21 protein-coding genes are annotated in these 19,651 nt (G+C 42.4%); 3 read left to right on the forward strand and 18 right to left on the reverse strand.

The window, feature by feature from the left end; genetic code table 11:
- Positions 1-215 precede the first annotated feature (215 nt).
- The 4 genes from NOM01_RS00275 to NOM01_RS00290 form a co-directional block, all read right to left on the reverse strand.
- Complete coding sequence (locus NOM01_RS00275; protein ID WP_255745381.1) at positions 216-1,733, reverse strand: glycosyltransferase family 2 protein; 1,518 nt, start codon at positions 1,731-1,733, stop codon at positions 216-218.
- Between the two features lie 164 nt (positions 1,734-1,897).
- The gene (locus tag NOM01_RS00280; RefSeq protein ID WP_255745382.1) at positions 1,898-2,533 is read right to left on the reverse strand and encodes a nitroreductase family protein; all 636 of its coding nucleotides are present in this window, start codon (positions 2,531-2,533) and stop codon (positions 1,898-1,900) included.
- Positions 2,534-2,604: 71 nt separating this feature from the next.
- Positions 2,605-2,967 carry a hypothetical protein gene (locus tag NOM01_RS00285; protein ID WP_255745383.1) on the reverse strand — a complete coding sequence of 121 codons (363 nt, stop codon included), beginning with the start codon at positions 2,965-2,967 and terminating at the stop codon, positions 2,605-2,607.
- Positions 2,968-3,049: 82 nt separating this feature from the next.
- Positions 3,050-4,039 carry an ATP-binding protein gene (locus tag NOM01_RS00290; RefSeq protein ID WP_255745384.1) on the reverse strand — a complete coding sequence of 330 codons (990 nt, stop codon included), beginning with the start codon at positions 4,037-4,039 and terminating at the stop codon, positions 3,050-3,052.
- Between the two features lie 320 nt (positions 4,040-4,359).
- On the opposite strand from NOM01_RS00290, the gene NOM01_RS00295 reads away from it, so the two are divergent.
- Entirely contained in the window at positions 4,360-4,623 is a 264-nt protein-coding gene (locus tag NOM01_RS00295; RefSeq protein WP_255745385.1) for a DUF2624 family protein, read from the forward strand.
- A 71-nt stretch (positions 4,624-4,694) separates the two neighbouring features.
- Here the strand turns inward: NOM01_RS00295 and NOM01_RS00300 are convergent, their stop codons facing one another.
- Positions 4,695-5,591 (reverse strand): deoxyribonuclease IV, encoded by an 897-nt coding sequence (locus NOM01_RS00300; protein WP_255745386.1) that lies wholly within the window; start codon positions 5,589-5,591, stop codon positions 4,695-4,697.
- Positions 5,592-5,819: 228 nt separating this feature from the next.
- Between NOM01_RS00300 and NOM01_RS00305 the strand changes: the two genes are divergently transcribed.
- Both NOM01_RS00305 and NOM01_RS00310 read left to right on the forward strand, forming a co-directional pair.
- Positions 5,820-6,422, forward strand: a complete 603-nt coding sequence (locus tag NOM01_RS00305) for a YqfQ family protein (RefSeq protein WP_255745387.1) — start codon at positions 5,820-5,822, stop codon at positions 6,420-6,422.
- A 92-nt stretch (positions 6,423-6,514) separates the two neighbouring features.
- Positions 6,515-7,480, forward strand: a complete 966-nt coding sequence (locus NOM01_RS00310; protein ID WP_255745388.1) for a 4-hydroxy-3-methylbut-2-enyl diphosphate reductase — start codon at positions 6,515-6,517, stop codon at positions 7,478-7,480.
- A gap of 95 nt (positions 7,481-7,575) precedes the next feature.
- On the opposite strand, the gene NOM01_RS00315 is transcribed toward NOM01_RS00310, so the two are convergent.
- From NOM01_RS00315 to NOM01_RS00375, 13 genes are all read right to left on the reverse strand, one after another.
- Positions 7,576-8,700, reverse strand: a complete 1,125-nt coding sequence (locus tag NOM01_RS00315) for a Nif3-like dinuclear metal center hexameric protein (RefSeq protein ID WP_255745390.1) — start codon at positions 8,698-8,700, stop codon at positions 7,576-7,578.
- A gap of 26 nt (positions 8,701-8,726) precedes the next feature.
- On the reverse strand, positions 8,727-9,434 hold the full coding sequence (locus NOM01_RS00320) for a tRNA (adenine(22)-N(1))-methyltransferase (RefSeq protein ID WP_255745392.1): 708 nt from the start codon (positions 9,432-9,434) through the stop codon (positions 8,727-8,729).
- Positions 9,435-9,724: 290 nt separating this feature from the next.
- Positions 9,725-10,831 (reverse strand): RNA polymerase sigma factor RpoD, encoded by a 1,107-nt coding sequence (rpoD, locus tag NOM01_RS00325; RefSeq protein WP_255745394.1) that lies wholly within the window; start codon positions 10,829-10,831, stop codon positions 9,725-9,727.
- A gap of 21 nt (positions 10,832-10,852) precedes the next feature.
- Positions 10,853-12,661 (reverse strand): DNA primase, encoded by a 1,809-nt coding sequence (gene dnaG / locus NOM01_RS00330; RefSeq protein WP_255745396.1) that lies wholly within the window; start codon positions 12,659-12,661, stop codon positions 10,853-10,855.
- 37 nt (positions 12,662-12,698) lie between these two features.
- Entirely contained in the window at positions 12,699-13,148 is a 450-nt protein-coding gene (locus tag NOM01_RS00335) for a YaiI/YqxD family protein (RefSeq protein ID WP_255745398.1), read from the reverse strand.
- Positions 13,149-13,519: 371 nt separating this feature from the next.
- On the reverse strand, positions 13,520-14,155 hold the full coding sequence (gene ccpN, locus NOM01_RS00340) for a transcriptional regulator CcpN (RefSeq protein ID WP_255745400.1): 636 nt from the start codon (positions 14,153-14,155) through the stop codon (positions 13,520-13,522).
- A gap of 42 nt (positions 14,156-14,197) precedes the next feature.
- On the reverse strand, positions 14,198-14,953 hold the full coding sequence (recO, locus tag NOM01_RS00345; protein WP_255745402.1) for a DNA repair protein RecO: 756 nt from the start codon (positions 14,951-14,953) through the stop codon (positions 14,198-14,200).
- A 38-nt stretch (positions 14,954-14,991) separates the two neighbouring features.
- Positions 14,992-15,138, reverse strand: a complete 147-nt coding sequence (locus tag NOM01_RS00350; protein WP_255745404.1) for a YqzL family protein — start codon at positions 15,136-15,138, stop codon at positions 14,992-14,994.
- A 106-nt stretch (positions 15,139-15,244) separates the two neighbouring features.
- Entirely contained in the window at positions 15,245-16,150 is a 906-nt protein-coding gene (gene era / locus NOM01_RS00355) for a GTPase Era (protein ID WP_255745406.1), read from the reverse strand.
- Positions 16,147-16,542, reverse strand: coding sequence for a cytidine deaminase (locus NOM01_RS00360; RefSeq protein ID WP_255745408.1), 396 nt, complete (start codon positions 16,540-16,542; stop codon positions 16,147-16,149). The genes era and NOM01_RS00360 overlap by 4 nt, the downstream gene beginning before the upstream one ends.
- A 23-nt stretch (positions 16,543-16,565) precedes the next feature.
- The gene (locus NOM01_RS00365) at positions 16,566-16,937 is read right to left on the reverse strand and encodes a diacylglycerol kinase family protein (protein WP_255745410.1); all 372 of its coding nucleotides are present in this window, start codon (positions 16,935-16,937) and stop codon (positions 16,566-16,568) included.
- 1 nt (position 16,938) lies between these two features.
- Positions 16,939-17,415 (reverse strand): rRNA maturation RNase YbeY, encoded by a 477-nt coding sequence (gene ybeY, locus NOM01_RS00370; protein WP_255745411.1) that lies wholly within the window; start codon positions 17,413-17,415, stop codon positions 16,939-16,941.
- A complete protein-coding gene (locus tag NOM01_RS00375) occupies positions 17,412-19,562 on the reverse strand; it encodes an HD family phosphohydrolase (protein ID WP_255745412.1) in 2,151 nt (716 codons plus the stop codon). Before NOM01_RS00375 ends, ybeY begins: the two co-directional genes overlap by 4 nt.
- Positions 19,563-19,651 lie beyond the last annotated feature (89 nt).

The following is a 19,651-nucleotide window of genomic DNA, read 5'->3' on the forward strand; positions in this document are numbered from 1 at the left end:
GAAACCAAACACGAAAGTGTAAGACGCCTGTGGACTCAGCATACCAGCGTGGCCCCTCAGATTCCTGCCTGACTGAAGAGGCTCGCGGTGCGCCAGCGACAAGCAAGTAACTGAGGTGTCGCTCAAAAGGAACTTCGGCTAACCGCGAGGGAATTTTCGCTAAGTACGCGTATTCATGTATGCAACGTATATTTTATTTTTTGTCCGGTTTTTCTTTACGCTTTATAAGGTCCTCTGAGCTTCCATAATTGATTCAGCATCACCGCAAATTCAAAAATCGTTAAAATGGTAAGAAGTACAAATCCCTGCATCAAATATGGATTGAGTGCCTGTTGAATTGTTGGACTGGTCAATAAACCGTAATTTACTTTTACAAAATAGATTGCAGCTGCGGCAAACAAAAAAAATAAAACAAAATACATTAATGCGTGAGAATGTGTTTGTCCGGTTTCTGCTCGATATTGATTTTCCCATCCATCCTGTTTGTTGATTCTGATCTTAGAAAGCCATACATTAATATGAATGCTGATTGTAATCCAGAGATAGATTTCCGGGCTGATGAGTAACGTCGCCAAGACAACATCTAGGAAACGACTATTCGGTGTTTTCAGTGTCAGCACTAAATTGAGAAGCGATGCAACAATAACAGGTGTAATCCAGATCCAGTTCCAATAGAACTGATCGGTCAGCAAGGATAAACCGACTAAGAGAACAAAAAATAAACGAATGATCAAATTAATAAAGAGCCCGGCCTCTTGTATCCATAATCTCCTGGAATATTTTGTTTTGAGTCCATCCTGAAGCATATAATCGGTTGTTCCGGACACCCATTTATTTCGTTGGCTTGAGTAAGTGTGAAGAGTCTTCATGCTGTCTACATAGCAACGCGCACTCTTACTGATCAGGCATACCCATCCGCATGCTCTAATATATTGCGTTAGTAACAGATCTTCGGTATCTGACTTATCATCATAGAGCCCGTTTAATTTGTAATCATTTCGGACCTCAATAGCCGCTTCCGGGCGAAAGATGCTGCATTGTCCTCCGGCAATCTCAGCAAAATGTCCGCAATATTTTTGTTTCATGGTCCATTGAGCGAACTCACGATTCTGCTGTGCGACCCACCAACGATTCAATGCATTGCCGAATTTTCCTTTTCTGACCAAGCGTTCTCGATTCGGATCGTTTCTTAATATGTGCCGGACGCTTTCCGGCATCAGACAAGTGTAGTTGGCTGAAACCGCCCCCACTTTATGATTGTGGCTGAGCTCAGACCATAACGTTCGTATACAGTCCTTATCAAGATAAACATCCGCATCAATTCCGACAAAGGCGACAATGCTTTTAGCGTAGGATTTCTGCTGCTTTCCTACTTCTTTGTTGTCTGGATCGTTCGGATTACCCCAGAAGAGCTGGTAAAGCTGATTCAGAGCACCAACTTTTCTCTGCCTATTCTTGACCGTGTTCAGGAGATAGATGGATAAATGATAGTCCTCATTACAGCGCACAACAACTTTCTCCGTATTATCAGTACAGTGATCCAGCGCAATGTAAATGTCCATTTTTAAACCTTTGGGAACCGACTGTTCAGACAAACTTTTGAGGACATCAGCAATTGAGTCCTCCTCATTGTGTGCAGGAATCATCACGACAATTCTCGAGGTAAAATGACCGGTAGTAAAAAGACGATTATTAACTGCATCGTCATATGTGACCACATGAGTATCCGTCATCGATCGAATCCTTTCTCTTTACATGTACAAGCTGTTTGTTACCATGCTATGAACACGAGCATTCGTTTATGACCATTGACCCATTAATAATTGAGTTAATTTTGAAACACAAAAAAGACCGGGAGTATCCGGTCTGGTGTTTTTAAGCTTATTTTCTATATCCCTTATGCGTCCACCCATTCAGTAATTTCTGCCACTGATTGACGTTCCGGAACTTTAGGAACAACTCCTTCAGCCGGATAGCCGAGATAAACAAAGCCGATAATGTGTCCTTTTTCAGATACACCGAACTGTTCTTTCGCTTCTTTAGTATAAGCTGCCCCGCCGGTTCTCAGAATGGATCCAAGACCAAGCGCGTGTGCAGCCAGCATCAAATTCTGAGTTGCAATGGCAGTCGCTTCGATGTCTTCAATTTCAAACGCACGTGGATTATCACTCGGTTCCATCGTAACAACAATGATAACCGGTGCGCGCTTAGCGCTTGATAGCCCTTTTTCATATGCAGCTTCCAAGGCGGCTTGGTCAGCATTTTCAAGATTTTTCTGATTCACCTTGCCATAGACTTCGCCAAGTTTATTCCGTCCCTCACCGGTTAGCACGATAAAGTGCCATGGTTCTGTATTCATATGATTAGGCGCTCTTCGCGCCGCATCAAGAATTTGTTCAATTAATTCTTTAGATGGTTCTCTGTCTGACACTTTACGTACCGATCGCCTTGTCTTGATTGCTTCAATTGTATCCATCGCACTCATTCCTTTTTTAAAAAAGTCAATTTCCCTAATGATAAGTGTATCATGCATCACATACATATCTCCATAAATATGCTTACAAACAAAAGAACCCTTACCTAAGTAAGGATTCTCTTGTTTTTTTACCAAAAGAGCGGTGAGAGCAACTGAATCAATACTGCTAGGCATCCGATACCAATTGCCCATCCGCCTAAAGTACGGGCGCCTTCTCTAAGTGCAATATAACCGATAATGATTCCGGCTATACCCAAAACGACCGGCAAAAAGAACAGGGCAATCACAGAACAAATCAGTGCAAGCCAGCCCACACCCTTGCCGCCTTCAACGATACGTCGATGGGACGAGTGATCACCATCTGCACGCGCTCTTTCCGCCTCCGGATCATATTGATCGGCAGCCAATTCTCTTGCGTACTCCTCATTATGATATGCACTTTGCTTATCGTATAATGAGTCTTCATTGTGATAATGATCCTTATCAGCCACAATGACCCCTCGCTTTCATTTTAGGATCAGATATAGTGTGACTCAGAATGAGCATTTTCACAGATGCACATTATGGAAAAAATTATGGCGAGATAAATGGAAGAAAAAAACTGACGGTTGTCCCTTTTCCCACGACACTGCTCACACAAAATGTACCGCGATGATCAGCGATAATTTTTTTGCAAAGGGATAAGCCTATTCCTGTCCCTTTCGATTTCGTTGTATATAAAGGCTGTCCCATATTTTTTAAAACATCGGTTTCAACACCCGGACCATTATCAATCAGCGAAAAGCGGTAACCTTTATCTTCAACACTGCCACGAAACATGATCTTTTTTTCGTGAAGATGTCCTTCAAGGGCCTCCAATGCATTGCGAAGCAAATTAATCAAGACTTGTTTGATCTTATCAAGATCAACTTTGCAAACGTTCTCAGAATAGGAAATATCATAATCAAAAGCGACTTTATGGACAGCACATTCTGATGACAGAAACGACACGAGCTTTTTGCAGAGTTCATCAGGATTCATGCTGCGATATACATTTTTTCTCAAAGACATGGTTAGGAAATTTTCTAAAATCGTATACATTCGTTCCACTTCTGATAAAATAATTGGCTGGAATTTGTCGTACTCTTTCGTATGATCGCATAATTGCATAAAACCTTTAATTATGGTCAACGGATTTCTTAATTCATGGACAAATTCACCGGCAAGACGTGACATCATTTGTGTTCGATAACCGACCAATATTATTTTTCCATCTTTAAAAAAACCATTATATAAGATACCTAAATCTCTGTCGCTTAATTTATCAGTAAGCAAAGCAGAAACGATATCGTTGCTTTCAATAATTGTATTCAAATAAACTTTTGCCTCGCCTGCAATTTGTTCTGTAAAAAAGCGGAGAAAATTCGGGCCAAATTGATCAACCAACAGTTGTCCCTTTTTATTGCATTCTATAATTCGCCCGTCAGGTTCAATACAGAAACGCATTTCCAAGGATAATTGTTCTTCAAATTGATACTTTTCGGAAACAGAAAGTAAGGAATCTCGGTAAATAATGGTTATCACTCCCTCTGCAATAGTAACAACGTTTCACCATTCCCCCAAATGAAAGCATACGATAATGTATCGTGCCCTTTTCGACTCGGTAAGTCTGCTTCTCACTGTTATGAGAATAAAATTATACGGACACTTTTCTATATTTTTATCCTTCTTAATGTCCTTAATTATACTTTAATCACTTACATTGTGACACATTTATTGGCAATTATTGTTAGACAAGTTCCGACATTTTTCAGAAAAGTCAACCATAAATCATCAGCATCAATTAACGTTTCGATTCATAATCTATTCAGTAAATCCAATCCACGAGAACAGGAGTGAAACATTTGAATCCTTTTATTGAGCAGCTTGTCATTCAAAAGATGAATCATTTGACTTCCGAAGAACTTTATAGATATGCTGTGCAATATGGTATTGCGGTAACCAAGCAGCAAACGGAGAATATTGCTCGTCGTGTCCAAAATCAAAACATTAATCCATTTCAGCCGCAAGGACAAAAGAAGCTTAGAAAAATTTTAGATGAAGAAATCGGTGTCGCACTGGCGGCGCGCTTAGAGAAGCAGTTCGAGCAACTGGCAAAAAATTTATAACCTGTTTATTAAAAAAATTCCGGAGTTCCTTAGTAAGGACTCCGGAATTGTTTCTAAAAGGTTGGAGATCATTAGTTTCCTGCTTCAATATCCTGTATCAATGATTCATTAAATTTCTGGTTTTTAAACATGTCGATTTCATATTTATAAGGCGGTTTTTTGCTTTTCTTATCCACACCCACATAAGGTGTTTCCAAAATTTTCGGCAATGCTTCAAGCTGTGGGTGGTGCACAATATAATTGAGTGTATTAAAACCGATGGTACCTAGACCGATATTTTCATGACGGTCCTTATGCGATCCCTCAGCATTTTTGCTGTCATTCACATGTACGACTTTAATCCGGTTAACACCGATGATCTGATCAAACTCGCTAAGAACGCCGTCAAAATCCTCTGCAACCGGATAACCTGCATCATTGGTATGGCATGTATCAAAGCAAATGGAGAGTTTCTCGTTCAAACGGACTTCATCGATGATTCGAGCAAGATGTTCAAATCGAAATCCACATTCGCTGCCTTTGCCTGCCATTGTTTCTAAAGCGATTTGCACGGTGTCTCGTGCTTCAAGAACTTCGTTCAAACCTTCAACAATTTTATTAATTCCCGCATCCACACCAGCTCCAACATGTGCGCCAGGATGCAGAACAATTTGTTTTGCACCAAGCGCTTCCGCCCGATCAATTTCTTTGCGCAGGAATGAAACCCCTAGTGCGAATGTTTCCGGCTTTACCGTATTCGCTATATTAATGATATACGGAGCATGAACGACGACTTCTTCCACGCCGTTTTCCTCCATATGTTTTCTCCCCGCCTCAATATTTAATTTCTCGATCGGCTTTCTCACTGTATTCTGTGGTGCACCTGTATAAATCATCATTACATTTTCTCCGAATGACACTGCCTCTTCACTGGCACCAAGAAGCATCTTAGCACCGGACATATGAACATGCGATCCAATTTTCAGCACAGACAACCCCTCCTTTTTCCTTCGCTATTTTACCACATATGGCGATTCGAATGCTTTGCAAAGGATCCGCTGTAGAGGCTGTCACCGAATAGGCGGCACAACATAAACTAAATATCAGCTAGTATCTCGTCTTTTATCATTACATTAAATGGACAGATGTTTGAAACACCACAAATTTTTTGAGCTATCGGAACACTTAATACCTACTAAAGAAAGGAAGGAATCAATATGCCACCGTTTGAGCATGGGCACGAGCAGCCATTCTACTGGAATTCCCCAACAACCAGCACTCCACCCATGACTCCTACCCGCGGTTTCCCGCCAATTTTTCCAAGAATGCCCGCACAGGCACCGCCGGTTCCCGTACCTGCACCTCAAGGAACCGGTGGTCTAAGCGGATTAATCGCTTCATTTCTTTCCCCCAGCGCTGCCGGTACAACGGGAAGTCTGAATTTGCTGGGAATGATCACAAATGCTCAAAAAGCGATTCAGACCGCCCAAACCGTTCTGCCAATGATTCAACAGTTCGGGCCGCTCGTTAAGAACGCTCCAGCCATCTTAAGCGCGTTGAAGGGAATGCAGGGAGACACAGCAAGCACCGAAACGGACAAATCAGACACAACAGAACAATTGGATACGCCAACTGCTGCTTCCGATACGAAATTAGATAATCATTCGAACAGCACCATTCATAAAACAGAACAATTAAATCATGAAAACACAACAAATGAGCAGACAGCGGCCGGTTCAGTCAAAACCAATGCCCCTGATTCTTTATTGAATAGTGAAAGCCTGCCAACCAAGCCGTCCGTACCGCGGATGTATATCTAGCGACTGCGGATTCATTGTGTTCGCATCCCACCTCATTTATAATAATTGAGTAAATCCAATTATTGCATGTATTGCAGAACGGGGAGAATGGCATGAACGTTATAAAAGTCTCGCCGCGAGGCTATTGTTACGGCGTTGTCGACGCTCTGGTCATTGCGAGACAAGCTGCGATGAATCCAGACCTGCCGAGGCCGATATATATACTTGGGATGATTGTCCATAATCATCATGTTACCGAGGCGTTGAAAGAAGACGGAGTGATCACGCTGGATGTCCGTGGGAAGAAACGAATTGAACTACTGGATGAAATCGATCATGGTACGGTCATTTTTACGGCTCATGGAGTTTCACCGGAAGTACGGCAGGTAGCAGAAAAAAAAGGTCTTACATCAATCGATGCAACATGCCCTGATGTTACAAAGACACATGATTTGATCGAAGAAAAGAAAAAAGATGGATATCATGTGATTTATATCGGGAAAAAAGGACATCCGGAGCCGGAGGGAGCGATTGGTGTTGCTCCTGACTCTGTTCATCTCGTTGAAACGCTCGAGGATGTCGATCAGCTTCACCTGAATACGGACAAGATCCTGATCACAAATCAAACAACTATGAGCCAATGGGACGTAATGGATATCATGAATTATATCAAAACGAAATATCCGCAGGCGGAAAATTGCAACGAGATCTGCCGAGCAACACAAACACGTCAGGAAGCGGTTGCCTCTCAAGCAAAGGAAGCAGATTTGCTGATTGTCGTTGGCGATCCACGCAGCAATAATTCAAATCGACTTGCACAAGTTTCCAAAGAAATTGCTCATACACGTGCATTCCGTATTGCCGATCTCTCAGAACTTCAGCTCGACTGGCTGAAAGGCGTAGAAACAGTTGCGGTAACTGCCGGTGCATCAACACCGACACAGTTGACAAAAGAAGTCATCCTCTTTCTCGATCAGTACGATCCGGATAATCCCGATACATGGTCGACAGACAGCCAAGCAGCAAAAAACAAAAATATTTTACCAAAAGTCAAAGTGAAACACTTAAAAAAAAGATAAATTCGAAAAGCAGGGAATTCCGTTTTTAAACGGATCTCCCTGCTTTTTTTTGCAGTTTCAACTCAGATTCTATCTCTCAGTTCTTTTATTGCTGCTTATACAACAAAATGAAACGGGTTGGTGACCGATTCTGAAACAAGTACCTCTGTGTCGCATTTTTCTTCTGCAATCACTTTAGTTAAATAGTCATGAACACCTTGCTTCATTACAGATTCAATATAATGTCCGGCATCAATGACGTTCAAGCCGCACAGCAGCGCGTCATGGGCCGTATGGTAATAGATGTCACCTGTAATCAAAACATCTGCTCCGCGATACTTGGCATAGGGAATCAAGCTGTTTCCATCGCCTCCAGAAATTGCAATGGTTCTTACCTTAGCATCTGCAGGTCCGATTGCCCGGAGACCTTCGAGGCCAAGCTGCTTTTTCACAATTTGGCAATAGGTTTCAAAAGGCAAAGCTTCAGGAAGCTTTCCAATTCTTCCAAGTCCATATGCTTTCCCTTCATTTTTTAATGGAATGGCCTGATAGACCGGCTCCTCATATGGATGTGCTTTGATCATTTTAGAAATGATTGATTGCAGCAAATGATCTGGTGCGATTGCTTCAATTCGTTCTTCCTCCGCCTTCTCAGCTTGTCCTATCTTCCCTAGAAAAGGCTGTGCGCCTGATTGGGGCAGAAATGTGCCTGTTCCCTTCACACTGAAGCTACAGCTGCTGTAACAGCCGATCTCTCCGGCACCTGCATCGCCCAGAACTTGCCGAATCGCTTCAGCATGGCTTTCCGGGGCGTATACAGTGATTTGATAAAGAGGCTCATGATAAGTAGGCTGAAGTATCTCGGTATCCGTCAGTCCAAGCTGAGCAGCTAACATATCGTTCACTCCTCCCTCTGCAATATCGAGATTGGTGTGTGCTGCATAAACAGCAATATCGTGTTTTACACATTTGGTGACAATTTTTCCCTGTCCTTCGTCAGAACGAACATAGTTAAGCGGATGAAAGATGAGCGGGTGATGAGCAATGATCAGATCGACATGTTTTTCAGCCGCTTCATCCGCAACATTCTCTAGTACGTCGAGCGTAACCATGACACGTTTTACTTTTTTATGCAAGCTGCCGACCAAGACACCAATTTTATCTTTTTCATAGGCTAGCTTTTTAGGTGCCCATTCTTCAAAACGCTGAATCAGCCGCTCTCCGGATATCCATTTTTCCAACTCAACCGCTCCTTTTTCAAAAAAGTCTAATTCTCGCTCAGACACATTCGGATTAAATGCAGCTCGCGTTCGCTTTCTTTCTTTTTTCGAGCAAGTTCAGCCGTTTGTTCTGCCTGGCTGAGTGCCTGTAAAATTCCGATTAACCGTTGCTCCCGTTTTTTCCATTTCTTAAGAAAAACTGATTCTTTTCTTGAGGACAGAATCGGGCCCATTTTCAATTCAAGCTCGGAAAGCTTTCGTACAGCCGTCTCTTGCCTTGCCTTAATGATTTCATAGATATGCGGCGATTCATCAACAATCGTTTCATTTACAATTGTCCATCCATTTTCATTCAACCAATTTCGGACGCGTGCTTCCCGAATATTAGGCTGCAAAATTAAGACGGTTTCTTTACCGATTTTCTCTTTACCGCGTTCCAAAATATCCGTAATCAGTTCGCCGCCCATTCCGGCAATGACAATTGTATCTGCTTCGCCAGGTTCACGGATGACATCAAGACCGTCTCCAAGTCGGACATCAATGTACTTTTGAAAACCAAGAGCCGCGATATTTGATGTCGATTGATGAAGCGGTTCTGAACGCACCTCGCCGGCAATGGCTTTTGCCGCTCGGCCATCTTGAATGGCTCGGCAAGGTAAATGTGCGTGATCCGATCCGATGTCTGCTAAGCATGAAGACTTAGAAATAAATTGAAGTACTGCTTCCAATCGAGGAGATAAATGTATCGTATCCATAATCACAATCCTTATATTTTTCATCACTATACCAACAGTTATCGTATCACAAACGCTTAAAAACCCCAATTCAAGTTCATCTGAAAAAAAATATGATGTTGAATAAAATTTGATAACGTTTTCATTTTATATTAAAATAAAAGAAAAAGGTATATTTAACCGCTACCTTTTCCAAATTAATCCAATTACTATTTGCATCTTCCTGTTAAACTCTTTAAAATAAATGACAAAGAGATCGTTGAAATTCGTGATCTAGGCTAAAAAAAATGCCCCCCGATGGGAGCAACCGCTCAGTCAAGAAAATCCTTCAATTGTTTGCTTCTGCTTGGATGGCGGAGCTTGCGCAATGCTTTAGCTTCGATCTGACGGATACGTTCCCTTGTGACTCCGAACACCTTGCCGACTTCTTCCAATGTCCGTGTTCGTCCGTCATCAAGACCGAATCGCAGCCGCAGTACATTTTCCTCGCGATCTGTGAGTGTATCGAGAACGTCTTCTAATTGTTCTTTTAACAGCTCATAAGCAGCCGCGTCAGAAGGTGCTTTCGCATCCTGGTCTTCAATAAAATCACCTAAATGCGAGTCGTCTTCTTCGCCGATCGGCGTTTCAAGCGAAACCGGCTCCTGCGCAATTTTCAAAATTTCTCGCACTTTATCCGGTGACAGTTCCATTTCTTTGCCAATTTCTTCAGGTGTTGGTTCGCGCCCCAAATCCTGAAGCTGCTGCCTCTGAACCCGAATCAGTTTATTAATGGTTTCCACCATGTGCACCGGAATACGAATGGTTCGCGCTTGATCAGCGATCGCCCGAGTAATTGCTTGACGAATCCACCATGTAGCATACGTACTGAATTTAAAACCCTTTGTATAATCAAATTTTTCAACGGCTTTCATTAAGCCCATATTGCCTTCTTGAATAAGATCGAGAAAAAGCATTCCTCGGCCAACATAGCGTTTTGCAATACTGACTACAAGTCGAAGATTTGCTTCAGCTAGTCTCCGCTTTGCGCTTTCGTCGCCGTCATTGATACGTTTTGCCAGCGTAATCTCCTCATCCGCAGACAAAAGATCAACACGCCCGATTTCTTTTAGATACATTCTAACGGGGTCGTTAATTTTGACACCCGGGGGAACGCTGAGATCGTTCAGATCAAATTCCTCTTCTTTATGCTTTTCACCGGAAGCCGGTCCTTCAGATTCATCCGAGACATCAATACCTTGATCGGCAAGAGCCTCATAAAATTCATCCATTTGTTCCGGTTCCTGATCAAATGGAGCAAGTCGGGTCGTGATTTCCTGGTAGGTGAGAGAACCTCTTTTTTTGCCAAGTTCAAGTAGTTGTTCTTTCTCCTGGTCCACTGTTAATTCTTGATCCGTCTTGCTGACTTTTCCAGCCATTTGACCCCCTCCTTCCAAATCCTAATCATCTTCCGCTTGATAATGGCCTAACTTTTTCTTCACACTGATCATCTCGGACAGCAACCGGGCAGCAAGTTCATAATTTCCGCTTTGCTCGGCTTTTTTTCTCTGCTCTTCCTTATCCGCAACCAGTGACGATTTAGAATGCCTGATGACTTGACGAATACAATCTTCAATTTCCCTCTCATCCACCTGATCACTCATCGGCATCAAGGACAGCTCCGTAACCTTGCGTTGCAGCGCCGGATCTTCCAGCTTTTGCAGAAAAAGTCCTTCATCCGGTGGATTTCCTTGTGCATAGTAAGCATAAAGATACGCAGCCAGGGCTTGATGGATATCATTGGTAAAAGAACCGCCTATTGTATCCTGAACTTGATCGGAAATCTCCCTGCTTCTCATCATTCTTGCGAGCAGTCTTCGCTCCGCCATCTCATAGGCAGGTGGGATCCGATTGCTCCGGACAAGCGGTGCGGTATGCGCAATTTTCTTTTCCCGCCTTTGTACCATGACGCTCATCTGGTGCAGCTGTTTTTTCAAGGAATCAAGAGAAATTGAAAATTCCTCCGAAAGCAATCTAAGATAGTGATCGCGTTCGACTGCACGATGCTGAGCAGTCAATTCTCTCAATACATCTTCAATATAGAGGAGGCGATCTCCTTCATCACTTAGATTCCTTTTTCTCCGGAGATAGTTCATTTTGAAAGTCATCAGTGTTTGACTTGCCCCTATTACATCACTTTTAAATCGATCGCCGCCAAACTTGCGAATGTAGTCATCGGGGTCCATACCTTCCGGCATCGTTGCTATTTTTATGACTTTACCATTTTTCTGAAGCATCTCGGCTGCTCGAAAGCTGGCTTCAATACCTGCAGTATCTGAGTCATAGCAGATAATGATTGTATCAGCCATTCGCGTCAGTGCCGCTGCTTGTGCCTCCGTTAGAGAAGTCCCCATCGATGCAACGCTGCAGGTTACCCCTGCTTGATGTGCGCGCACAACATCAACATAGCCTTCAAGAAGCACTGCCAGACTGTTTTTACGAATTTCCTGCCTAGCCAAATGATAGCCATAAAGTATATTGCCTTTATGAAAGACATCAGATTCAGGCGAATTCAAATATTTGGGTTTATCCTCTCCGAGTGTCCGCCCACCAAAGGCAACCGTTTTGCCTCTCATATTGAAAATCGGAAAAATAATTCGGTTTCGAAACCGATCAAAATATTTGTTGTCGAAACCGCGTTTCTTAATCAAACCAACATGCTCCATCAATTCAAGGCGGATGCCTCTCTTCTGAAGCAGTTTCGTAACAGCATCCCAACTTTCAACTGCGTAGCCAATACGGAATCGTTCGATCATTTCAGACGTAAATCCACGTTCCTTAAGATATTTAATTCCCGGCGAGCCATACTTTGCAGTTGTAAGTAAATAATGATAAAATTTTGTTAACAGTTCCAATCCTTCGGTGATTTGTTTCTTCTTTTGATCGTTTGGATTCGGACGATCATTTTTCGCAAAAGAAGGCCCTAAATCAATATTCGCACGATCCGCAAGAGATTGGGCGGCTTCCGAGAAAGACATACCTTCGATTTCCATAATGAATGTGAACAAATTGCCTCCGGCTCCGCACCCGAAACAGTGATAAAGCTGCTTATCCGGCGATACGGAAAAAGAAGGTGTACGTTCAGAATGGAATGGGCAAAGACCGGTATAATTCGTTCCTTGCTTTTTTAACTGCACATAGCTGCCAATTACATCAACAATATCCAGAGATTTCCTAATCTTTTCAATTACATGTTCCTGAAGTTGCAAAAGGCATGCACCACCAGCATTCTTACTTATTTATATCCTAATGATCGAGTTGGCATAACAGTTTTGTTAAAGCTTCGGAAAAATATTTCCGGTTTTGACTCGTAAATGGTCGAGGTCCCCTCACTTTTTTTCCGGCATTTAATGCTTGATATGCCTGATACCTGCGTTCAAGCAGCATATTCACGTTGCGCTCATCAATCAATAGACCGCGTATGTTCAGAACAAAAACACGGCGTTTGGTAAGCAATCCGGCAAGCCCCATATCTTGGGTTATGACAACATCATTAGCAGATACATGATTCACAATATATAGATCGGCAGCTTCCTTTTCTTGATCGACAAATACCCATGTTCCCTCCCTGTCCAGTGAATAACTGGCATAGGAAGCGACAAAAACGGGTTCCAAACCAAACGAGCGCGCAATCATTATTGTTTCTTTTTTTACAGGACATGCATCTGCATCGACAAATAACATGATTTTTTTCATCATATTAAGCATTCTCTATTTCCTGCCAAAAATCCTGCATGTACTTTTATGTTTTTATATTTTAAATAATGTCACAAATTGTCGAATAAAGTAGAGGACAACAAGATATTATTATAAACTAAATTTGATTATTAAGACAGAGAAAACCATTTTCTTTTTTTCTTATTAATAAATTTCATTATAATAGACAAGGCGGCGGACTATTAATCAATTGCTCAGAAAACCTTGAATAACTATGTAATTAATTCTTCCTCACGCGGCAAAAATTGAGTGAGGATAGTGTAACGAAACAGCATTTAATCTTCAAAAAGAAAGTTTAAACATGAACCGGCGTCAAAAATTTAGCCCGCCAATCGGCGAGTTTTTTTTATTTATTTTTTGAGATTGCCATTATTCGCAAGGCTTACAAAAGCCTTTGTGATATTTGTTTTCGTCATGCGGCCGATAACCTCAAATCCATTCGCTTTTGGACGCACAACAGGAACAGCATCAATTTCTTTCGTAATCAGCAGCAAAGCAACATCCAAGACTGTATCGGTATGTTTACAGTAGGCAATGTTCGGCATTCGCGACATAATGACACTGACCGGAACCTGATTCATGTCCTGCGAACCAATTGCAGTTCTCAGTAAATCCTTTCTTGATAGGACCCCTGCTAATAATCCGTCATCATTAACCACAAACAATGATCCGACGTCCTCAACAAACATCTCACACACTGCTCTGTATGCAGATGCATTTTCAGTTATGACAACGGGGGAGGAATGAAAATTCTTGACTTTAAGCTTGGCAATTTCTTCAGAAAGAATGGTTTCTGACGTTTGGCCTGTGTAAAAGTAACCTACTCTCGGGCGTGCTTCAAGAAATCCGGACATCGTAAGAATAGCCAAATCCGGCCTAAGCGTTGCACGTGTTACTTTTAAATGTTCTGCAATTTGTTCTCCAGTAATTGGTGCCTGATTTTTGACAATGTCTATAATTTTATGTTGTCGATCAGATAGATCCAAAACAGTCCCCTCCCCAATTGTTTTCGAACCTCTGTTTAATCGTTAATCATTCATCTGATCAAATTTAGATAATTGTTCGATAAAACGTCTCGAACGAAGTTTAATGCCTGCGTTTTGCTCATAATAAGCATATATGATTGATACGATCTCGCCAATAGTTTTTGCTTTTAAAGAGACTTTTCCTAATCTGTCGAGAGGCACGGCGCGTATTAACGGCAGTAATTTTTGAACCGTCCGGCTCATAACAAGAGCGTATTCATCCAATTTCGCACAATCTGCACACAGAAAACCGCCTTCAGAAATAGAAAAAAGATAATGTTCTTTTTTATTGCCGCAATGTATGCAACGCCCCAACTCAGGATCAATTCCGGCAAGAGGCATCATTTTCAATGCATACATCGATGACAGCACAGCGGGATCAGTACCTTTTTCCATCAGAAGTAGTGTATCACGCAGTAGATGATAATGGCCTTGTGAAGGGCGGCCGTCTTCTGTGAGCCGGTCTGTGAGTTCTAAAATCACTGCAGCATGTCCCATCTTCTCAATATTCTCTCTTATTGATCGGAACGGATTCAGCGTTTCAGCTTGATAAAGCACGCCAAGGCCTCTGCTTTTACTAAAAAGGCAGAGGCCGTAGAAGAGAACTTGACTCACCGCGGAAAGCGGATTTTTCGGTTTTTTGGCTCCTCTCGCCATTAACCCGATTTTGCCGAACTCTTTTGTGTATAGCGTTACTATTTTATTGGTTTCTCCATAATCGGTAGTACGAATGATAATGCCTTCCGCTTTGGACATCATCGTGATCACATCTTCCCTATTACTGGCCGATTGCCTGCTTAAGCCCCGGCATGTTCCTTCATTTCATCCATCCTGCAGTCCGGCTGAGTTTGCTCTTCGCCTTTGTCCTTTTCTATTTCTTTAATCAAAAGGTAAGATCCAATCGTTCCTGTCATACAAAATAACTTCCAACTGAGATCCAACATGTTTCTCATCCTTCCCATCTTTTCTCCTCACTAATAGCGTGGACGAAAAGCGCAGAAACATGTGAAGAAATGATTGTCAATTAAGTTATGGATGAGTGGGTACCCATTAATCATCTTGAATTGTGTAGCCGAAGTTCTTGAGTTCCTCTTCTTTATCGCGCCAATTCTTATCCACCTTTACCCACAGCTCCAGGAAAACTTTGGATCCAATTAAGGCTTCAATCTCCTTACGTGCCAACGTTCCGATTTCCTTTAGCATACTGCCTGACCTTCCAATAATAATCCCTTTTTGAGAAGATCGTTCAACCATAATTGTTGCTTGAATTTCTGTAAGATGCCACTTCTCATCCACTTTCATTTTGTCAATGACAACAGCGATGGCATGCGGCACTTCATCACGGGTCAGATGCAGAATCTTCTCACGTATTAATTCCGCGACAATAAAACGTTCCGGATGATCGGTAACCTGATCATCGGGATAATACTTTGGACCTTCTGGAAGATAATGGCTGATTTGATCCATGAGTGTTGTGACATTTTGGCCTTGAAGCGCTGAGATCGGTATAATTTCTTTAAAAGAATAGAGCTGACGATAACGATCAATAAGGGGCAGCAACTCGTCCGGGTGCACTTTATCAATTTTATTGACAATTAGAAATACAGGTGCATCTGTCTTTTTCAAAAAATCAATAATAAACTGATCGCCTCGCCCATAGCCTTGCTCAGCATCAATAAGAAATAGTACAAGATCTACTTCATTCAATGTAGCAAGTGCAAGCGAGGTCATCATCTGTCCAAGCTTGTGCTTCGGTTTATGTATACCCGGTGTGTCGATAAATACAACTTGCTCGTCATCGGTCGTGTAAATACCGTGAATCTTATTTCGTGTTGTCTGCGCTTTATCACTCATAATTGCAATTTTCTGTCCGAGTACACGGTTCAGCAAGGTTGATTTCCCTACGTTCGGCCGACCGACAATGGCTGCAAATCCTGATTTAAATACCTTACTCATTTCATGTCCTCCGATACGAATGCACCTGGCAGCAGCTGAGCAACCGTGGTGATTTCTGTAATACCTTCTGTGTTCGCCAAAATAACACGCATGTCAGCTGGACACAATTCACTCATGACTTGTCTGCACGCGCCGCACGGAGGCACAGGGCGGCGACTTTCAGCAATCACTGCAATAGCCGTATAATCATGTTCCCCCTCTGAAAATGCTTTAAAGATTGCTGTTCGTTCGGCGCAATTGCATACCGAATATGCAGCATTTTCAATATTGCATCCGGTAAACACTCTACCCGATTTTGTGAGCAGAGCGGCGCCAACTTGATAATGAGAATATGGCACATAAGCCATCTGCATCGCCCCGCGGGCAAGTGAAACAAGCTTTTTGTCATCCATCTATTTACACACTCCTATTATTTTTACGTTAACTTATTCACAACAATAACGATAAATACGGCTACTGAAACAACCGAGAACCACCAGACAGCAGCGGCTGCTGCGTCCTTAGCAGCCTTAGCCATCGGATGCTGCTCTTGCGTAACCAAGTCGACAACCCGCTCAATAGCCGTGTTAACAAGCTCCAGGCTGATCACTCCGCCAATTAAGAGAAACACAATCATTAATTCAATTGGCGACACATGAATGATGATCGAAAAGATAACAACAGCAACCGCAGCGAAAATCTGAATATGAATATTCCGTTCCTGCACAAATGCAAGAATGAAACCGGATATTGCATCCTTAAAACTCTCAACAAGATGTTTGTGTCTCCGAGGATGATGGCCGTTCATCTTAATTCCTGCTTAATCCGAACGAGGAGAGAATAGTTTCCTGAATGCCAAACATTTCTTTCTCCTGTTCCTTAGTTTGATGATCATAGCCGAGTAAGTGAAGCAAGCCATGAATCACGAGAAAGCCAAGTTCACGTTCAAATGAATGATTATATTCAGCTGCCTGTTCATGAGTGCGCTCAACCGAAATAATAATATCTCCAAGTACTCTTGGTTCTCCTTCTTCAGGCAGAATCGGCACCTCATCCTCTCCCATTTCTTCAAGTGCAAATGAGATCACATCGGTTGGACGGTCAATTCCGCGATAGTCGCGGTTAATAACCTGAATTCGTTCATTATCAACAAACGTGAGCGAACACTCAATTTCGCCCTCTAAATCCAAATAATCTGCTGCGTGATCAAGAAGACCGATCACACTTTCTTGTACTTTTTCATTAATTTCTCCAGTTTCATCATGCATATCAATTGTCATTGTCATTTTGTGTTCACCTTTTTCATTTTGAGGTCTTTGGGATATTCAATACGGGAATGGTAAACACCTCTCAGTGTTTCATCGATCGATTTCTCCACACTTTTCAGCTCTTTCAATGTAATTTTGCATTCATCAAACTGACCGTCGCTCAATCGATCATTAAAAATGCTTTTCACAAGATTGTTTACCTTAACCGGATTTGGTTTTTTCATGGCACGAACAGCAGCCTCTATACTGTCGGCAAGTTCGACAACTGCAGCTTCCTTCGTCTGTACTTTAGGACCCGGATATCGAAATTCACTTTCATCTATCGGCTTATCACTTTGTTCCTGCGCTTTCACATAAAAATATTTCAGCAAAGTGGTTCCGTGATGCTGCTCAGCAATGTCAATGATTTCTTTGGGCATACGATATTGGCGCAAAATATCAGCCCCATCATAGGGATGAGAAATAATAATCGTGCGGCTGAGTTGCGGCGAAATTTTGTCATGGGGATTGACCCCGTCCATCTGATTTTCAACGAAAAATTTCGGCCGTTTCGTTTTGCCTACATCATGATAATACGCTGCAACACGGGCAAGCAAACCATTTGCTCCAATGACTTCGCACGCACGTTCCGCTAAATTAGCTACCATGAGACTGTGATGATAAGTTCCCGGTGCTTCAATCAATATCTTTCTGAGCAGCGGATGATTCGGATTTGACAACTCGATCAAACGAATCGGCGAGAGAATGCTGAATCCTGTTTCAAATAGAGGCATCAAACCATTCGTAAGGATTGCCGATAGAAAACCAGATAATGCAGCAAAACCAAGGCTGAGGCCGGTGTTTAGCGGTGAGAACGGTGTGTTTTGGAACATTAATAATGAAAGAACAACGAGCACATTCACGAGGGCTATGAGCCCGCCGGTTTGGATAATTTTCGGGCGGGCCTGGCGCTTCCGCAAAACCATTGCACCTGCCAGCGAAGAAAAGAATAAATAAATACCTAATGTCGAATCAAAAATTGCTGCCTTTGCACTGATTCCGAACAAGACACTGCCGACCACTGAAAGAAGAAAGCCTGAGACAATGGCTATTCGTTCATTGAGCAGAATTCGTATCATCAGTGACGCCATGGCCAGTGGCACAAGAAAGCTGATCCCCGTTAAATTGGTGAGTTTAAGATAGCTGCAAAGCTTTATGAGCGCGGCAGCTCCTGAAAAAATGATTGCATAGATATATAAAAATTTCACTGAATACTGCGGATGCTTCTCTTTAAAACGATAATATTCGAACCAAAAAATAAACATAATAAAGCCGGTGAAAAGGAGAAGTCCGACAAAAGGAATGATATTAAAATGATCATCAAGCAAGCCGACCAGCTTAAGCTGACGTATCATATCATTTGTAATCAGTTCACCCTTTTTTACGATAACCTCGCCTTGGTGAATCACCACGTTGTCAACGTTTCTTGCAGCTTCCTGTTTATTCTGTTTTGTCGCGTTAGCATCAAAAGAATAATTAGCCGTGATGTAAGAATGCAGCACATCGTTCAAAGCACCTCGTATACTGTCGTTCAATACTGAGGACGGCAAGGAGGCCGATGCTTTGTCCTGAACACGTTCCAGATCATTCCAACCGACTTTATCGTTCATTGCTTCATAGATACCGGTGCTTGCAATATCCTCAGCAATTTGCAGATTATGGTCCGATGCCGTAAGCAGAGCAGTCAGTGTATTGTCTGATAAATGGGAATCAGCTGAATCTGAAAGACGTTCCGATATCATTTTAATCGCTGTATTGATCTGATCCTGATCCGAATCAGCAGATATCTTTTGCTCCTTTTTTACTGACGCAATTGTGTCAAACAGATCGCCGACTTTTTCAACCTGCATAAGCCCGAGATTTTTATTATAAGCGTAGGCGGACGGTGTTGATCCGATCGCTTCCTGCCGTTTCGCATGCGTTGCTTGAGTATCTACTGTATCAATTGGCGACTGTATATCGGTGGTTGCTATTTCATGAAGCTTCACATTCGGATTTTTGGGCAGGACACTGCCGATCATCAGCCCGTACAAAATGAGACCGACAATGAGCAGAATACTCCAATCAGCTAGATACGTTAGAGCAAATCGTTTTATTTTTTGTTTGAATTGGATTTGTGATGTCATTGCTGCGCCTCCGCAACTTGTTTCCACTGCTTAGCCGGCAAACAAACCGGACGAGCCTTTCTCAATTGCGAATCAGACGTCCTTTCAAC

The sequence above is a fragment of the Sporolactobacillus sp. STSJ-5 genome, from assembly GCF_024385605.1.
GTDB lineage: Bacteria > Bacillota > Bacilli > Bacillales > Sporolactobacillaceae > Sporolactobacillus.

Excerpts from the sequence above, each read along its gene's own strand:
- NOM01_RS00275 (WP_255745381.1), bottom strand. The coding sequence starts at position 1,733 with ATGACGGATACTCATGTGGTCACATATGACGATGCAGTTAATAATCGT.
- NOM01_RS00280 (WP_255745382.1), bottom strand. The coding sequence starts at position 2,533 with ATGCATGATACACTTATCATTAGGGAAATTGACTTTTTTAAAAAAGGA.
- NOM01_RS00305 (WP_255745387.1), top strand. The coding sequence starts at position 5,820 with ATGCCACCGTTTGAGCATGGGCACGAGCAGCCATTCTACTGGAATTCC.
- NOM01_RS00310 (WP_255745388.1), top strand. The coding sequence starts at position 6,515 with ATGAACGTTATAAAAGTCTCGCCGCGAGGCTATTGTTACGGCGTTGTC.
- NOM01_RS00320 (WP_255745392.1), bottom strand. The coding sequence starts at position 9,434 with ATGGATACGATACATTTATCTCCTCGATTGGAAGCAGTACTTCAATTT.
- rpoD (WP_255745394.1), bottom strand. The coding sequence starts at position 10,831 with ATGGCTGGAAAAGTCAGCAAGACGGATCAAGAATTAACAGTGGACCAG.
- NOM01_RS00335 (WP_255745398.1), bottom strand. The coding sequence starts at position 13,148 with ATGAAAAAAATCATGTTATTTGTCGATGCAGATGCATGTCCTGTAAAA.
- recO (WP_255745402.1), bottom strand. The coding sequence starts at position 14,953 with ATGATGTCCAAAGCGGAAGGCATTATCATTCGTACTACCGATTATGGA.
- NOM01_RS00350 (WP_255745404.1), bottom strand. The coding sequence starts at position 15,138 with ATGTTGGATCTCAGTTGGAAGTTATTTTGTATGACAGGAACGATTGGA.
- era (WP_255745406.1), bottom strand. The coding sequence starts at position 16,150 with ATGAGTAAGGTATTTAAATCAGGATTTGCAGCCATTGTCGGTCGGCCG.
- NOM01_RS00360 (WP_255745408.1), bottom strand. The coding sequence starts at position 16,542 with ATGGATGACAAAAAGCTTGTTTCACTTGCCCGCGGGGCGATGCAGATG.
- NOM01_RS00365 (WP_255745410.1), bottom strand. The coding sequence starts at position 16,937 with ATGAACGGCCATCATCCTCGGAGACACAAACATCTTGTTGAGAGTTTT.
- ybeY (WP_255745411.1), bottom strand. The coding sequence starts at position 17,415 with ATGACAATGACAATTGATATGCATGATGAAACTGGAGAAATTAATGAA.
- NOM01_RS00375 (WP_255745412.1), bottom strand. The coding sequence starts at position 19,562 with ATGACATCACAAATCCAATTCAAACAAAAAATAAAACGATTTGCTCTA.